The 15023-nt window shown below is 64.8% G+C and carries 12 protein-coding genes and 1 tRNA gene; 2 read left to right on the top strand and 11 right to left on the bottom strand.

Annotation, left to right across the window (positions count from 1 at the left end; genetic code table 11):
• Nucleotides 1-129: 129 nt before the first annotated feature.
• Both ettA and BMI88_RS11445 read left to right on the top strand, forming a co-directional pair.
• Nucleotides 130-1785 carry an energy-dependent translational throttle protein EttA gene (ettA, locus tag BMI88_RS11440; protein WP_078548842.1) on the top strand — a complete coding sequence of 552 codons (1656 nt, stop codon included), beginning with the start codon at nucleotides 130-132 and terminating at the stop codon, nucleotides 1783-1785.
• A gap of 192 nt (nucleotides 1786-1977) precedes the next feature.
• Entirely contained in the window at nucleotides 1978-2787 is an 810-nt protein-coding gene (locus BMI88_RS11445) for a division plane positioning ATPase MipZ (RefSeq protein WP_078522580.1), read from the top strand.
• Between the two features lie 369 nt (nucleotides 2788-3156).
• Here the strand turns inward: BMI88_RS11445 and BMI88_RS11450 are convergent, their stop codons facing one another.
• The 11 genes from BMI88_RS11450 to BMI88_RS11500 all read right to left on the bottom strand — a co-directional run bounded on the left by BMI88_RS11450 (nucleotide 3157) and on the right by BMI88_RS11500 (nucleotide 15018).
• Nucleotides 3157-3903, bottom strand: a complete 747-nt coding sequence (locus BMI88_RS11450) for a VPLPA-CTERM sorting domain-containing protein (RefSeq protein ID WP_078548845.1) — start codon at nucleotides 3901-3903, stop codon at nucleotides 3157-3159.
• Nucleotides 3904-4096: 193 nt separating this feature from the next.
• Nucleotides 4097-5986 (bottom strand): acyl-CoA synthetase, encoded by a 1890-nt coding sequence (locus BMI88_RS11455; protein ID WP_078548848.1) that lies wholly within the window; start codon nucleotides 5984-5986, stop codon nucleotides 4097-4099.
• 170 nt (nucleotides 5987-6156) lie between these two features.
• Entirely contained in the window at nucleotides 6157-7938 is a 1782-nt protein-coding gene (locus BMI88_RS11460) for an ABC transporter transmembrane domain-containing protein (protein WP_078548851.1), read from the bottom strand.
• Between the two features lie 128 nt (nucleotides 7939-8066).
• Nucleotides 8067-8148: transfer RNA gene (locus BMI88_RS11465), tRNA-Leu, on the bottom strand.
• Between the two features lie 51 nt (nucleotides 8149-8199).
• Complete coding sequence (locus tag BMI88_RS11470) at nucleotides 8200-8976, bottom strand: enoyl-CoA hydratase-related protein (RefSeq protein ID WP_078548853.1); 777 nt, start codon at nucleotides 8974-8976, stop codon at nucleotides 8200-8202.
• 102 nt (nucleotides 8977-9078) lie between these two features.
• Nucleotides 9079-10254, bottom strand: a complete 1176-nt coding sequence (locus BMI88_RS11475) for an acetyl-CoA C-acyltransferase (protein ID WP_078548855.1) — start codon at nucleotides 10252-10254, stop codon at nucleotides 9079-9081.
• An 8-nt stretch (nucleotides 10255-10262) separates the two neighbouring features.
• Complete coding sequence (locus tag BMI88_RS11480) at nucleotides 10263-11555, bottom strand: ArgE/DapE family deacylase (protein ID WP_078548858.1); 1293 nt, start codon at nucleotides 11553-11555, stop codon at nucleotides 10263-10265.
• An 8-nt stretch (nucleotides 11556-11563) separates the two neighbouring features.
• On the bottom strand, nucleotides 11564-12217 hold the full coding sequence (locus BMI88_RS11485; protein ID WP_246831871.1) for a 3-oxoacid CoA-transferase subunit B: 654 nt from the start codon (nucleotides 12215-12217) through the stop codon (nucleotides 11564-11566).
• Complete coding sequence (locus BMI88_RS11490) at nucleotides 12204-12896, bottom strand: CoA transferase subunit A (protein ID WP_078542167.1); 693 nt, start codon at nucleotides 12894-12896, stop codon at nucleotides 12204-12206. Before BMI88_RS11490 ends, BMI88_RS11485 begins: the two co-directional genes overlap by 14 nt.
• Nucleotides 12893-14251, bottom strand: coding sequence for an aspartate aminotransferase family protein (locus BMI88_RS11495; protein ID WP_078548863.1), 1359 nt, complete (start codon nucleotides 14249-14251; stop codon nucleotides 12893-12895). Before BMI88_RS11495 ends, BMI88_RS11490 begins: the two co-directional genes overlap by 4 nt.
• Complete coding sequence (locus BMI88_RS11500; RefSeq protein WP_078548865.1) at nucleotides 14248-15018, bottom strand: amino acid ABC transporter ATP-binding protein; 771 nt, start codon at nucleotides 15016-15018, stop codon at nucleotides 14248-14250. The genes BMI88_RS11495 and BMI88_RS11500 overlap by 4 nt, the downstream gene beginning before the upstream one ends.
• Nucleotides 15019-15023: the final 5 nt, after the last annotated feature.

The following is a 15023-nucleotide window of genomic DNA, read 5'->3' on the forward strand; positions in this document are numbered from 1 at the left end:
ACGTTGAAAAATGATGGTCAGACGACAGAAGCGACAGGCTCGCCCGTAGGCCCCCGCCACGCCCCCTTTCCCTATGCCTGCTTTCCGCATAGAAGGCGCCCAAACCCCTTATTCCAAACGAGGTCGACCATGGCGTCCTATCAATATGTCTATCACATGGATGGTGTCTCGAAGACCTATCCGGGTGGCAAGAAATGCTTCGAAAACATCCGCCTGAATTTCCTTCCCGGCGTGAAGATCGGCGTCGTCGGTGTCAACGGCGCGGGTAAATCCACGCTGCTTCGCATCATGGCGGGCCTCGACAACGACTTCTCGGGCGAGGCCTGGGCCGCGAAAGGCGCGAAGGTCGGCTACCTCCCGCAGGAGCCCGATCTGGACCCGGCGCTGAACGTGCGCGGCAATGTCATGGAAGGCGTGGCCGCCAAGAAGGCCAAGCTGGAGCGTTTCAACGAGCTGGCGATGAACTACTCGGACGAGACCGCCGAGGAGATGGCCCAGCTTCAGGACGAGATCGACTCGGAAAACCTCTGGGATCTGGACAGCCAGGTCGACGTCGCGATGGAAGCCCTGCGCTGCCCGCCCGACGAGGCCGATGTCGAAACCCTTTCGGGCGGTGAGCGCCGCCGGGTCGCGCTGTGCAAGCTGCTGCTCGAAGCGCCCGACATGCTGCTGCTCGACGAACCGACCAACCACCTCGACGCGGAAACCATCGCCTGGCTGCAAAAGCACCTGATCGAGTACAAGGGCACGATCCTCTGCGTCACGCACGACCGTTATTTCCTCGACGACATCACCTCGTGGATCCTCGAACTCGAGCGCGGCCGCGGCATCCCCTACGAGGGCAACTACTCCGCGTGGCTGGAGCAGAAAGCCAAGCGCCTCGAGCAGGAAGCCCGCGAAGACAAGGCCAAGCAGAAAGTCCTCGAGAAGGAACTTCAGTGGATCCGCGCCGGTGCGAAAGCTCGTCAGGCGAAGTCCAAAGCGCGTATCTCGGCCTATGAGAAGATGGCGGACCAGTCCGAGCGCGAGCGCGTCGGCAAGGCCCAGATCATCATCCCGAACGGCCCGCGTCTGGGCGGCAAGGTGATCGAGGTCGAGGGCATCTCGAAACATTACGGCGACAAGCAACTGATCGAGAACCTGTCCTTCTCGATCCCGCCGGGCGCCATCGTCGGCGTGATCGGCCCGAACGGCGCGGGTAAATCCACGCTGTTCCGCATGATCACCGGTCAGGACAAGCCCGACACCGGCGAGATCACCGTCGGCGACACCGTCAAGCTGGCCTATGTCGACCAGTCGCGCGACGCGCTGGATGCGAACAAGACCGTCTGGGAGGAAATCTCCGGCGGGGCCGAGCTGATCGAACTGGGCGACGCGCAGGTCAACAGCCGCGCCTATTGCGGTGCGTTCAACTTCAAGGGCGGCGACCAGCAGAAGAAGGTGGGCCTGCTCTCGGGCGGTGAGCGCAACCGCGTCCACATGGCCAAGCTGCTGAAAGAAGGCGGCAACGTGCTGCTGCTCGACGAACCGACCAACGATCTGGACGTCGAAACCTTGCAGGCGCTGGAAGCCGCGATCGAAGACTTCGCCGGCAACGCGATCATCATCTCGCACGACCGCTTCTTCCTCGACCGCCTCTGCACCCACATCCTCGCCTTCGAGGGCGACGCCCATGTGGAATTCTTCGAGGGCAACTTCGAGGATTACGAGGAAGACAAGATCCGTCGTCTGGGGCCGGATGCGGTCGAGCCGAAGCGGGTGAAGTATAAGAAGTTCAGCCGGTAAGTTCCGACATACACTTCGAACGAAACGAAAGAGCGCAGAGCATATCCATGCTCTGCGCTCTTTCTCTGTTGCTTAAACGCAGTGTTTCTACGCCACGGCACCTCGCACCTTGCGCGCCACCTTCCCCAGTTCCCCATTGCCATCTATAGTGTCTGGTAAGGGACAAGACACAAGACAAAGCGGGGATGGGACTTGGCGCATATCATCGTGATGGGCAACGAAAAGGGTGGGTCGGGGAAGTCCACCACCTCGATGCATGTGGCGACCGCCTTGGCGCGGATGGGATGGAAAGTGGGGGCGCTCGATCTCGATCTGCGGCAGCGCAGTTTCGGGCGCTATGTCGAGAACCGGCTGGCCTATATGGACCGCGAGGGGCTCGACCTGCCCTGCCCCGATTATCGCGAACTGCCCGAGGTGGACGCCTCGACGCTGGGTCCGGGGGAGAACCCCTATGACCATCGTCTGTCGACCGCCGTGGCCGAGATGGAGCCGTCTTGCGACTTCATCCTGATCGACTGCCCCGGCTCGCATACGCGGCTGTCTCAGGTCGCACATTCGCTGGCCGATACGCTGGTCACGCCGCTCAATGACAGCTTCATCGATTTCGACCTGCTGGCACGGATCGACCCGGTGACGTCGAAGGTGATCGGCCCGTCGATCTATTCCGAGATGGTCTGGTCGGCGCGGCAGCTGCGCGCGAAGGCGGGGTTGAAGCCGATCGACTGGATCGTGCTGCGCAACCGCGTGGGCGCTCAGCAGATGCATAACAAGCGCAAGGTCGGCGCGGCGCTGGAGCAGCTCTCGAAGCGCATCGGTTTCCGCGTCTCGCCCGGCTTCTCCGAGCGGGTGATCTTCCGCGAGCTGTTCCCGCGCGGGCTGACGCTTCTGGACCTCAAGGATCTCGGCGTCGAGAGCCTCAACATCTCAAACGTGGCGGCCCGTCAGGAAGTGCGCGACCTGATGAAGGAGCTGGACCTGCCCGGCGTCGCGGTCGACTTCTGAGCCGCGCTCACGGCGCGACAGGCCCCTTGAGACAAACAAACGCCCGCTGGGAATGACCCTCGGGCGTTTCGTACTGGTACGGGTAGCTGACTAAAGCGCGTGCTTTTACTGAGGCTTCGGCATCTCGGCGAAAGGCGATACGCGTCTGCGGCACGGTGCGGGCATCGAGCCGAGTTCTTTCATCCGCAGGTCAATCCGATCCTCGCGGCGCTTGAAGAGGTGAAAAAGGGCAGCCAGACAGCGCATTTCGTGTCTCCTTTGTATCGACGCCGTTTTGGCGTCACCCTTCGAGATTTCCGGCCAATTGAGGCGCTTACGTGGCGGGCTGAGGATATGTCAGTGGCGTTGTCGGGACGCTTTCACGGCCTCTTACGCCGCGACAGGACCGTCGCAGTTTGCGATATCCGCGCCATTACGGACCTTGCGCGACCAGCCAAGCGCCGCGAAAAGCCCCAGCCCCGCCAGCATCATCCAGACCGAGGCGGGAAGCGGCACCGTGGCGGGCGTTTCCACCATCATGGCAATGTCGTCGAGCGAGGCGTTCATATAGTAATAGCTCGTCTCGACATCGAACTGGATGCCCAGCGTCGAACCTGCCCCGGCCTGCAGATAACTGGTCAGATCGTAGCTCAGCGGCGTCGCGCTCTGCACCGACGCGTCGCCCGGCTGGGTCGAGAAAATCTGCGAGATCACCGCGCCCGCATCGTCGATCAGGCTCACGCGGAACTGCTGATTAGGGTCGTCGAAGCCCGACGCGTAGTGGTTCACGAGCTGATAGGTGAAGTTGAAACTTGCGCTGATCACCCGATCGGGGACCGTGAAGAACTGCGTCAGGGTCGAAATCCCGTAGCCGGTTTGCTCGTTCATCACGTCGTAACTGCCCGAGATCGGGTCCACGCGGCGCGTCGGCCCGCGCGGATTGAACCGCCCGTTATTGATCTGGAAATCCTCTGCATAGGAAGAGCTGGTCGAATTCCAGCCCGACAGATCGCCGGTCTCGAAATCACCGTTGGCGATCAGATCGACCGTCACCGCCTGCGCGGCGGAGGCATAGAGGACGCTCGCCACCACAAGGGCGAGACAGCGTTTCGCAAAACTGGCAATCGGTAACAACATGACACGCTCGATCTCGATGTGGCCGCCCCGTTCTTGATGCGGAGACGACTTCGTTACCTTTCATTAACCATCGGAATCGGGACGCACTGGGGCTCCACCGGGGCAATTTCACGATGGGCCGCCATGATGTTTCCACAATCGAAACGCCGCCCCGGAGGGCGGCGCGATTGTTGCTAGCGATGCGAGAGGGAGGTTACCGGGCCCAATCCCACGGCACGGTGAACTCGCCCAACTTATGGGCCAGCGCATCCTGATCGCAGTCTCCCGTGGTCGCCAGATGCGCCACCAGACCGCGCTTCTTGTCCTCGGTGACCGAGATGACGTGCGCCTCGATGCCCGCCGTCTCCAGCTCGGCATTGAGCACCCGGATGATCGCCTTCTTGCGCAGGTCGGGCTTAAAGATCTTGCCCACCGCCGTCTTCGGCAACTCGTCCATCACCTCGAGATATTTCGGAACCGCAGCGCGCTCGTGGATATTGGCGCGCGCATGCTCCATCAGCTCCTCGTTGGTCACCTCGGCATCGGCCACCAGCTCGACATAGGCGCAGGGCAGCTCGCCCGCGAAACTGTCAGGCTGGCCGATCGCACCGGCGAAGGCCACCGCCGGGTGGCTCAGCAACGCGTCCTCGATCTCCGCCGGGTCGAGATTGTGCCCGCCCCGGATGATCAGGTCCTTCGCGCGGCCCGTGATCCAGAGATAGCCATCCTCGTCGATACGGCCCAGATCGCCGGTACGCAGGAAACGCTCCTCGGCGAACAGATCGTGGTTCTTGTCCGGCTCGGTATAGGTCGAGCCCTCGAAGACGCCCGGATTGGCGACGCAGATCTCGCCGACCTCGTCGCGCGCGCATTCATCGAACGTGCCGTTGCGCTTCTTGAGAATGCGCACATGGGTATAGGGCATCGGAATACCGACCGAGCCCACCTTCTTCATCCCGTCCACCGGGTTGACCGACACCAGACAGGTCGCCTCGGTCAGGCCGTAGCCTTCCGCGATCTCGACCCCGGTCGCGGCCTTGAAGCGGTTGTAAAGCTCGATCGGCAGCGGGGCCGAGCCCGAGAGCGCGATCCGCAGCGAGGAGATATCGGCATCGACCTTGCGCTGCACCATCGCGGACACAGCGGTCGGCACGGTGATCAGGAAGGTCACCTGCCAGCGCTCGATCAGCTTCCAGAAATTGTCGAACACCCCTTCCCCGCGATAGCCCGCAGGGGTTGGGAAGATGACATGCGCGCCGCTCGCGATGGCCGACATCAGGATCGGATAGGCCGCGAAGACGTGGAACAGCGGCAGTGGGCACATCATCACGTCGTCTTGCTTGAACAAGAGCCGCCCGCCGAGCCAGCCATTGTAGATCATGCCGGAATATTTGTGCTGCGCGACCTTGGGCATGCCCGTCGTGCCACCGGTGTGAAAATAGGCCGCGACGCGATCCTCGTTGGGATCGTCGAACATCAGCCGGTCGCCGGGCATCTTGCTGGCTTCGCCGTTGAAGCTCATCACCTTCGCGTTGTGCTTCACCTCGGTCTTGGGACGAATGAAGGGCACGATCCAGCTTTTCGGCGGCGAGAGGTAGCGATTGAGATCCACCTCCAGCACGGCCTCGACATTGGGCGCAAGGCGCACGGCTTCAGCCGCCTTCTGCGCCACGTCGGTCTTCGGGAACGCCTTCAGCGTCACCAGAACCTTCGCCTTGGTCTCACGCAGAATGGCGCCGATCTGCTCGGCGTCGAGAAGCGGGTTGATCGGGTTCACGATCCCGGCCGTCGCGCCTGCCAGAAGCACCGTCGCGGTCTCGAGCGAATTCGGCAGCAGGTAGGCCACCGTATCGGTCGGCCCCACGCCCAGATGACGCAGCAGGTTCGCGGCCTGCGTGACCTTGCCGTGCAGCTGCGACCAGCTCAGCGTCTCCGCCTTGTCGGTCGGGCCGGACATGATCTGGAATGACAGGGCCGGACGATCGCCATGGGCCTTGGCGGTCTCGCTCAGAAAGCCGTAAAGCGTTTCGGGGCGGTTGCGCGCCTCCCAGGGTTTCTCGGCCTCGACCGCATCACGGTCGGCAACTGTCGCGAATTTCTGCATTATTCTCCTCCCGGGGCCGCCGCGTTCCTCCACTGACGGGCCATGCGCAGGATGCGGCAAAAGCGCCCGTCACGGCAAGAGTTACGCCGCCGCCAAAACGTCACGTCACGCAAATTCTGACGTGGGGAAACAAGCGTCCGGGTTCAAGGTGCAAAGGCGCGAACGCCCCGTCACGCCCCTTCGGTGAACTGCAGCCTCGCGAGTTCGGCATAAAGACCACCTTCGGAGACGAGGCTGTCATGTGTGCCCTGCGCGACGATCTTGCCCTCCTCGAAGACGACGATCCGGTCGGCCTTCTTCACGGTGGCCAGACGGTGCGCCACGATCACCGTGGTGCGGGTCTTGGCCAGCTGATCGACAGCCGCCTGCACTTCGCGTTCCGAGGCTGCGTCGAGCGCCGAGGTCGCCTCGTCCAGAAGCAGGATCGGCGCGTCGCGCAGGATCGCCCGCGCAATCGCGATCCGCTGTTTCTGACCGCCCGAGAGCATCACGCCGCGCTCGCCGACATAGGTATCGAACCCTTCGGGCAGCGCATCGAGGAAGTCGTAGGCATGGGCCGCGCGCGCGGCTTCTTCGACTTCGCGATCGCTCGCATCGGGACGACCGAAGCGGATGTTTTCGCGCGCCGAAGCGGCGAAGACGACCGGGTCCTGCGGCACCAGTGCGATCGCCTGGCGGAAATCGTGCCGCGCCATGTCGCGCAGGTCGTAGCCGTCGATCGTCACCTTGCCGGTCTCGGGGTCCCAGAACCGCTGGATCAGCTGCACGACGGTCGTCTTGCCCGCGCCCGACGGGCCGACCAGCGCCACCGTTTCGCCCGGCGCGATGTCGAGATCGACATGGTCGAGCGCCGAGGCCTGCGGCCGCGACGGGTAATGGAAGCTCACATCCTCGAACCGGATCGCGCCGGTTGCGGGCAGCGGCAGCGGCACCGGATGCTCAGGGTCTTTCACCGAATCCTCGCTCTGCAGCAGTTCCACCAGACGCTCGGTCGCGCCCGCAGCCCGCTGCAATTCGGACCAGATTTCCGACAGCGCGCCGACAGAGCCCGCCACCATCACCGCGTAGATCACGAACTGCACCAGCTCGCCCACGCTCATCTCGCCACCGCGCACATCGCGCGCACCGATCCACAGCACGCCGACGACGCCTGCGAAGACGAGGAAGATCACGATCACGGTCATCACCGCGCGCGTGCCGATCCGCTTCTTGGCGGAGAGATAGGCTTTCTCGGTGACGTCGGAGAATTTCTCGCGGGTGATCGCCTCGTGGGTGAAGGCCTGCACGGTCTGCGCGGCCAGAAGCGACTCCGAGGCCGAGCCCGACGAATTCGCGATCCAGTCCTGGTTCTCGCGCCCCAGCACCCGCAGGCGGCGGCCCAGAACCACGATCGGGACCACGACCACCGGCACGACCAGCAGCACCAGCCCGGTCAGCTTGGCCGAGGTGAACATCAACATGATCAACCCGCCGATCAGGATCAGCACATTACGCAGCGCCACCGAGACGGAGGAGCCGATCACCGAGAGGATCAGCGTCGTGTCGGTGGTGATGCGGCTGATGATCTCGCCGGTTAGAATTCGCTCGAAGAAGGCGGGGCTCATCGAGATCACCCGGTCGAACACCGCCTTGCGGATATCGGCCACGACCCGCTCGCCGAAGCGCGTCACGAGGTAGTAGCGCAGGCCCGTCCCGATCGCGAGCAGCCCGGCGATCACCAGAGCGGCGAAGAAGTATTGATCGAGAAGCGCCGCGCCCTTCTGGAACCCGTCCACCACGCGGCGCACCGCGAGCGGCAGGATCAGCGAGATCGAGGCGGTGGCGATCAGCGCCAGCAACGCCCCGAAGGCAAGTCCCTTGTAAGGTGCGATGAAGGGGCCGAGCCCCTTGAGCGCGCCGATCTTCTTCGTCTTCGGCCGGTCATCGGCCGGTCCCGTCGGTCTGCGAGCCATGAATTCTCCCTTGCTTGGTTCAAGGGTTTAGGGGGCGGGAGGTCAGCGGGCAAGCCTCGATTGGCCAAGCCTGCGGCACGCCCATGCCCGGACGGCCTCACGATAGCTCACATTTTCGCCGAAAAGGCTACGGGCGGCCGGACTCGAACCGGCACGGGCAATGCCCAAGGGATTTTAAGTCCCGTGCGTCTACCATTTCGCCACGCCCGCAGCGCGCTCTGGCTAGCGCGGGCGCGGCGACTTGGCAAGGCCGCGAGGCGCTCAGCGCCCCTCGAATTTCGGCGCGCGCTTCTCGAGGAACGCGGTCACGCCTTCGCGGAAATCATGGCTCTGGCCGAGGCTGCCCTGCAGCTCCGCCTCCAGTTCCAGCTGGGTCGACAGATCATTGCTGTAGCCCTCGCGCAGCGACCGCTTCACCGCGCGATAGGCTGCCGTCGGGCCATTGGCCAAATGCGCCGCGCGGGCGCGCCAGTGATGGTCGAAATCGACCTCCGCGATCGCTTCCCAGATCATGCCCCAATCGGCCGCCTGCCGCGCCGAGATCTTGTCGGCGAACAGCGCCATGCCCATCGCGCGGGCAAAGCCCACCTGACGCGGCAGCCAATAGGTGCCGCCCGCATCCGGCATCAGCCCGATCCGCGTGAAGGCCTGAATGAAGCTCGCCGCTTCCGAGGCGATCACCACATCCGCAGCCAGCGCGATATTCGCCCCCGCCCCTGCCGCAGGCCCGTTCACCGCGGAGACCACCGGCAGCGGGCTCTCGTAGATCGCCTTGAGCATCGGCTCGTATTCGTCGCGCAGCACCCGCTCCAGATCGAGCCCAGCCGCCGCGACCCCGTCGCCCAGATCCTGCCCCGAGCAGAAGGCCCGGCCCGCGCCGGTCAGCACGATCACCCGTGCCTCATCCTCGGCGCGCTTCACCGCCTCGAGGATTTCCGCGCGCATCTGCGCGTTGAGCGCGTTCATCACATCGGGCCGGTTGAGCGTGATCACCGCGACCTGCTCTTCGACCTCGTACCGGATAACCTTGAACACCATCTGGAAAACGCGCCTCCCTCTTTGTCGCGCGCCCACGATAACGCGGGTAACGCGAAGGGAAAGCGGAACGGGGCGTCACGAAGGACGCCCGCCTCGTTTTCTTCAGAAGATTTCGAACAGGCCCGCAGCCCCCTGCCCGCCGCCGATGCACATCGACACGACGCCGTAGCGCGCGCCGCGGCGCTTGCCTTCCAGCAGGATATGGCCCGCCATGCGCGCGCCCGACATGCCATAGGGGTGGCCGATCGAGATCGCGCCGCCATTAACGTTGAGCTTGTCGTCCGGGATGCCCAGCCGGTCGCGGCAATAGAGGAGCTGGGAAGCGAAGGCCTCGTTGATCTCCCACAGGCCGATATCCTCGATGGAGAGCCCCGCACGCTCCAGCAGGCGCGGGATCGCGAAGACCGGGCCGATGCCCATCTCGTCGGGTGCACAGCCCGCAACCGCCATGCCCCGGAACGCGCCCAGCGGCTCCAGCCCGCGCCGTGCGGCTTCCTCGGCGGACATCACCACGCAAGCGGACGCGCCGTCGGAGAGCTGGCTCGCATTGCCTGCGGTCACGCATTTGTCGGGGCCCAGCACCGGCTTGAGCCCTTGAAGCCCCTCCAGCGTGGTCTGCGGGCGGTTGCACTCGTCGCGCTCGAGCCGCACCGACTGCTCCGAGACGTCGCCCGTGGCCTTGTCCTTTACCAGCTTCACCGCCTCGACCGGCACGATCTCGGCGTCGAAGCGGCCCGCCTCCTGCGCGGCGGCGGTGCGGGCCTGACTTTGCAGCGCATAGGCGTCCTGCGCTTCGCGGGTCACGCCATAGCGCTCGGCCACGACCTCCGCCGTCTCGATCATCGACATGTAATAGGCGTCGGGCACACCGGGGCTGCGGTAGCGATAGCCGTTCCAATGCTCGTTCTGCACCAGCGAGATCGAGTCGAGCCCGCCCGCAAGCGCCACGTCCATCTCGCCCGTCATCACGCCATGGGCCGCCGCCGCGATGGCGTTGAGCCCCGAGGCGCATTGCCGGTCCAGCGTGACGCCCGCCACGCTATCGGGCAGACCCGAAGCCTGCGCGATATGGCGCGCGACATTGACGCCGGTGGAGCCCTGCGTGAGGGCCGAGCCGAAGATCGCATCGGCGATCTCGCCGCCCTCAAGCCCGGCACGGGAGACGGCCGCGCGCACGGCATGGGCGGCCAGCGCCGGGCCTTCGAGATTGTTGAACGCCCCGCGATAGGCCTTGCCGATGGGCGTGCGGGCGGTTGAGACGATGACAGCGTCGCGCATGGGAATCCTCAGATGGTTTCGAGCCCGCACCAGTCCGCGATGAACAGGGCGGTGCTCTGGGTGATGCGACGGATGCTTTCCAGCTCGACGCGCTCGTTGAAGCCGTGGATCGCCTCGGCGCGCGGCCCGTAGACCAGCGCGGGCGTATCGGCATAGAGCCCGAAGAAGCGGGCATCGGTGGTCGCGGTAATCGCCACGCGGTCGAGATCGCTCTCGTTGACGCTGCGATGCGCCCCTTCGAGGGCACCGATCGCAGCCTTCGCCGTGGCGGAGTGGTCGTCGGAAAGCGCATAGCCCTCGGCCATGAACCCGTGCCAGACGATCTCGGGCAGCGAGTTCTTCAGGAAGGCGTTGTTGCGCGCGGCATCCATGATGGTCTCGGTGATCTCGGCGCGTGCGGCGGCGATATCCTGACCCGGATAGATCGCGATGCGCATGTCGAAGATGCACCAGGCGGGGACGGAGGACGCCCAGTCGCCACCCTGGATCTTACCGATATTGAGGTTGATCGGGTGATGGACATGGCCGAAATCACCGTGCCGGCAGCCCGGCGCGTTCCAGCGTTCTTCCAGCCCGTGCAGCGCCTCGATCAGCGGGATCGCGGCCTCGATCGCGTTCGCGCCGGTGCCCGCATAGGCCACATGCGTGGGCAGACCCTTCAGATGCACCTGCGCCCAGACCACGCCGAGCTGCGCGCCCACCAGCTTTTCCTCGAACGGTTCGGGGATCAGCGCGGCGTCGGCGCGGTAGCCGCGTTCAAGGCAGGCCAGCGCGCCGTTACCGGTGCACTCCTCTTCCACGACGGATTGGAAGAACACATCCGCGCCGGGGGCGAAGCCTGCCTTGCGCAGCGCATCGAGCGCGAAGAGGTTCGACACCAGCCCCGCCTTCATGTCGCCCGCGCCGCGCCCGTAAAGCCAGCCATCGGCGACATGCGGCTCGAACGGCGGCGCGTCCCACATATCCAGCGGGCCCGCGGGCACCACGTCGATATGACCGTTGAGGATCAGCGAGCGCCCCTTGCGCGATTGGCTGCGATGGGTCCCCACCACATTCACCGCGTCCTCGTAATCGCCCATCACCGGCGAGAAGCCCGGCATGTCGCGGATCTTGTCGACATCGATCTGCCAGCGGTCCACCTCGTAGCCGCGCTCGTCGAGGGCGGCGGCCATGAAGTCCTGCGCGCTCTGCTCCTGCCCACGGGTGGACGGGTGCGAGGTCAGCTCGGAGAGAAACGCGGTCTCGTCGTCGAATGCGGCGTCGACCGCCGAGAGGATGCGGGTTTTCAGCTCGGTATCCATGTGGTGCCTCAGAATCTGGGAATGTCGCCTTGCGGCAGTGCAAGGGGCGCGCCGGTCGCTTCGCGGATCTCCGACTCGGAGATGCCCTCGGCCAGTTCGACCAGCGCGAAGCCCTGCGCGGTCACGTCCACGACCGCCATGTCGGTATAGATCCGCGCCACCCGCGCCTTCGCGGTCAGCGGCAGCGAGCAGGTCTCGAGCAGCTTCGGGTTGCCCTTGCGGTCGCAATGGGTGGTCATCACGACGACGCGGCGCGCCTTCTGCGCCAGTTCGATTGCGCCGCCCGCGCCGGGGGAGAACTTGCCCGGGATTTTCCAGTTCGCCAGATCGCCGTTCTGCGCGACCTCGAAAGCGCCCAGCAGCGTCAGGTCGAGCCGCCCCGAGCGCACCAGCGCGAAGCTCACCGCGCTGTCGAAAAAGGCCGAGCCGGGGATCGTCGAGACATAGGCCCCGCCCGCGTCGATCAGGTTGCGGTCGGCGCGCTCGGGCGGCAGCGTCGGCCCGATCCCGGTCAGCCCGTTTTCCGAATGCAGGCAGACGGGGAAGTCGGCGGGCAGATGGTTGACCACCTTGGTGGGCAAGCCGATACCCAGGTTCACGACCATGCCGGGCGCGATTTCGCGCGCGGCACGGGCCACCATGCGGGATCTAGCGTCTGACAATGCCATACTCCTCGGAAATCTCGTCGAGCTTCACGACGTGGTCGATGAAGGCACCGGGGCTCTCGGCCGCGTCCGGGTCGATCCCGCCCAACGGCAGCAGCTCTTCGGTCTCGGCGATCACGCGGGTCGCGGCCATCGCCATAAGCGGGTTGAAATTGCGCGCGGTGGCGGCATAGGCGAGGTTGCCGAAGCAATCGGCGCGCGCGGCATGGACCAGCGCCACATCGCCACGCAGAGCCGGTTCGACCAGCATCGGGCGGCCATTCATCTCGACCACCTGCTTGCCCTGCGCCAATTCGGTGTCGATGCCGATATCGGTGAGGATCGCGCCCAGCCCCGCGCCGCCTGCACGGATACGCTCGGCGAGGATGCCCTGCGCGCAGAACTCGACCTCCATCCGGCCCTCGTTCATCGCCGCGATGGCGTTGGCGTTGAGCCCGAGATGGGTCACGATCAGCTTGCGCACCTGACCGCCCGCGATCAGGTGGTCGATACCCATGCCCGCCTCGTTGGCGTCGTTCTTGACCAGCACGAGATCGCGCTGCCCCTGACGGGCCAGCTCGCGCAGCAGCGCGAAGGGGGTACCGGGCACGCCGAAGCCGCCCACCAGCACCGTGGCGCCGTCGGGGATCTGCGCGACCACCTCTTCCATCGCGATGGATTTGTCGGGCAGCTTCATGCGCTGACCTCCTCGACCACCGGCAGGTCGTGATTGGCGGCGAAGGCATCGAGCGCGTCGATGAGAATCGCCCTGATCTCGTCGATCTGCTCTTCGGTCACGATCAGCGGCGGGCAAACGAGGAAATGATCGCCCTCGTAGCCGCCTCGCGTGCGACGCGAATAGATTATGAGACCGCGCTCATAGGCCAGTTCGACCAGTTCGGTATGGGCGTTCCACTCTTTCGGCAGAACCTCCATCGTGTCGCGGTCCGAGACCAGCTCGAAGGCCAGCAGCAGGCCCTTGCCGCGCACGTCGCCGATGAAGGGGTAGCGGTCCATCAGTCCGGTCAGCCGGGCCTTGAGAACATCGCCCATCCGCGCGGCATTGCCGATCAGGTCCTGTTCTTCCATCTCGTCGAGCACCGCGAGACCAGCCGCGCAGGCCAGCGGGTTGCCCGCATAGGTGAAGCCGTGCAGGAAGCCGCCCGCGTCGAGCAGCGCCTCGACCATGTCGTGACGCGCGACCACGGCGCCCAGCGGCGCGTAGCCCGCCCCGAACCCTTTCGAGAGCGCGACGATGTCGGGGGTGATCCCCCAATGCTCGGCGGCGAGGAACTTGCCGGTGCGCCCTGCCCCGGTCATCACCTCGTCATAGATCAGCAGGATGCCGTATTCTTGGCAGATCTCAGCCACGCGGGTGTAATAGCTGTCGGGCGCCACGAGCGCGCCGGTCGAGGCCCCGCCCACCGGCTCCATCAGGAAGGCGAGCACCGTCTCGGGGCCCTCGGCCTCGATCTTCTCACGCAGCATCTCGGCATATTTGATGCCGCGTTCTTCCTCGGTGAGATTGTCGCGGTCGAGGTAGCAGGTCGGTGCCGGAACTTTCGGCATCTCCGTGAACATCGGCGCGAATTTCCCGGTGAAGAGCGGGCTGCCGGTCACACTCAACGAGCCCATCGTCGCGCCGTGATAGGAGGGCAGCCGCGAGATCACCTTGTAGCGGCTCTCCTCGCCCTGCGTGACGGCGTATTGCCGTGCGAGCTTGATCGCGGTCTCGACGGCCTCGGAGCCGCCGGAGACGAAGAACACCTTGTCGAGCCCTTCGGGCATCCGTGCGGCGACCCGTGCGGCGAGGTCCTCGGACGGGTGCGTGCGGAAATGCAGCCGGTAGCCGAAGGTCGAACGGTCCATCTGCGCCTTCATCTTCTCCAGCACGCGCGGATTGGAATGGCCGATATTGGAGACCATCGCCCCCGAGGAACCGTCGATATAGCGTTTCCCGTTCTCGTCGTAGTGGTAGATCCCCTCGGAGCGTTCGAGGAAAGGCCGCGGCTGGCGCGACTGGTAGAACAGGTGAGACTTTTCAGTCGTCATTTTGCACCTTCGAGATGTTTGCGCAGGAAATTCCGGGTCCGTTCCTGGGTCGGGTTCTTGAAGACCTGCTCGGGCGGCCCCTCTTCGACCACGACGCCCTTGTCCATGAACAGCACGCGGTCGCAGACCGAGGCGGCGAAATCCATCTCGTGGGTGACGATGATCATGGTCATGTGCTCTTGCGCGAGCTTCTTCATGACCAGGTTCACCTCTTCCACCAGCTCGGGATCGAGCGCCGAGGTGGCTTCGTCGAACAGCATCAGCTTCGGCTTCATCGCCAGCGCGCGGGCGATCGCCACACGCTGCTTCTGACCGCCCGAAAGCTGCGCCGGGTAATAGTCGATGCGCTCCAGCATGCCGACGTGATCGAGTTGCTCTTCGGCGAGCTTGTTGGCCTCTTTGTCGGAGATCTTCTTCAGCAGCTTCGGCGCCATCGTCACGTTGTCCCGAACGCTGAGATGCGGGAATAGGTTAAAGTGCTGGAACACCATGCCGATGTCCTGACGCATCTGGTTGATGTGCTTCTCATACTGGTTGTGCGGCAGGGACTTATTCACCTGCACCCCGTCGAGCCAGACCTCGCCGCCGGTGAGCGGGTCGAGATCGTTGATGGCGCGCAGCAGCGTGGATTTCCCCGAGCCCGAGGGCCCGATGATCGCGACGATCTGGCCACGCTCCACGTTGAGCGAGATGTCCTTGAGCACTTCCAGCGTGCCGTAGGATTTCTGGGCGTGACGGATTTCGACGAAGGATTTTTTCTCTGTCATGTCGA

Origin of the sequence: Thioclava sp. F36-6, from assembly GCF_002020305.1 — a bacterium.
Taxonomy (GTDB): domain Bacteria; phylum Pseudomonadota; class Alphaproteobacteria; order Rhodobacterales; family Rhodobacteraceae; genus Thioclava; species Thioclava sediminum.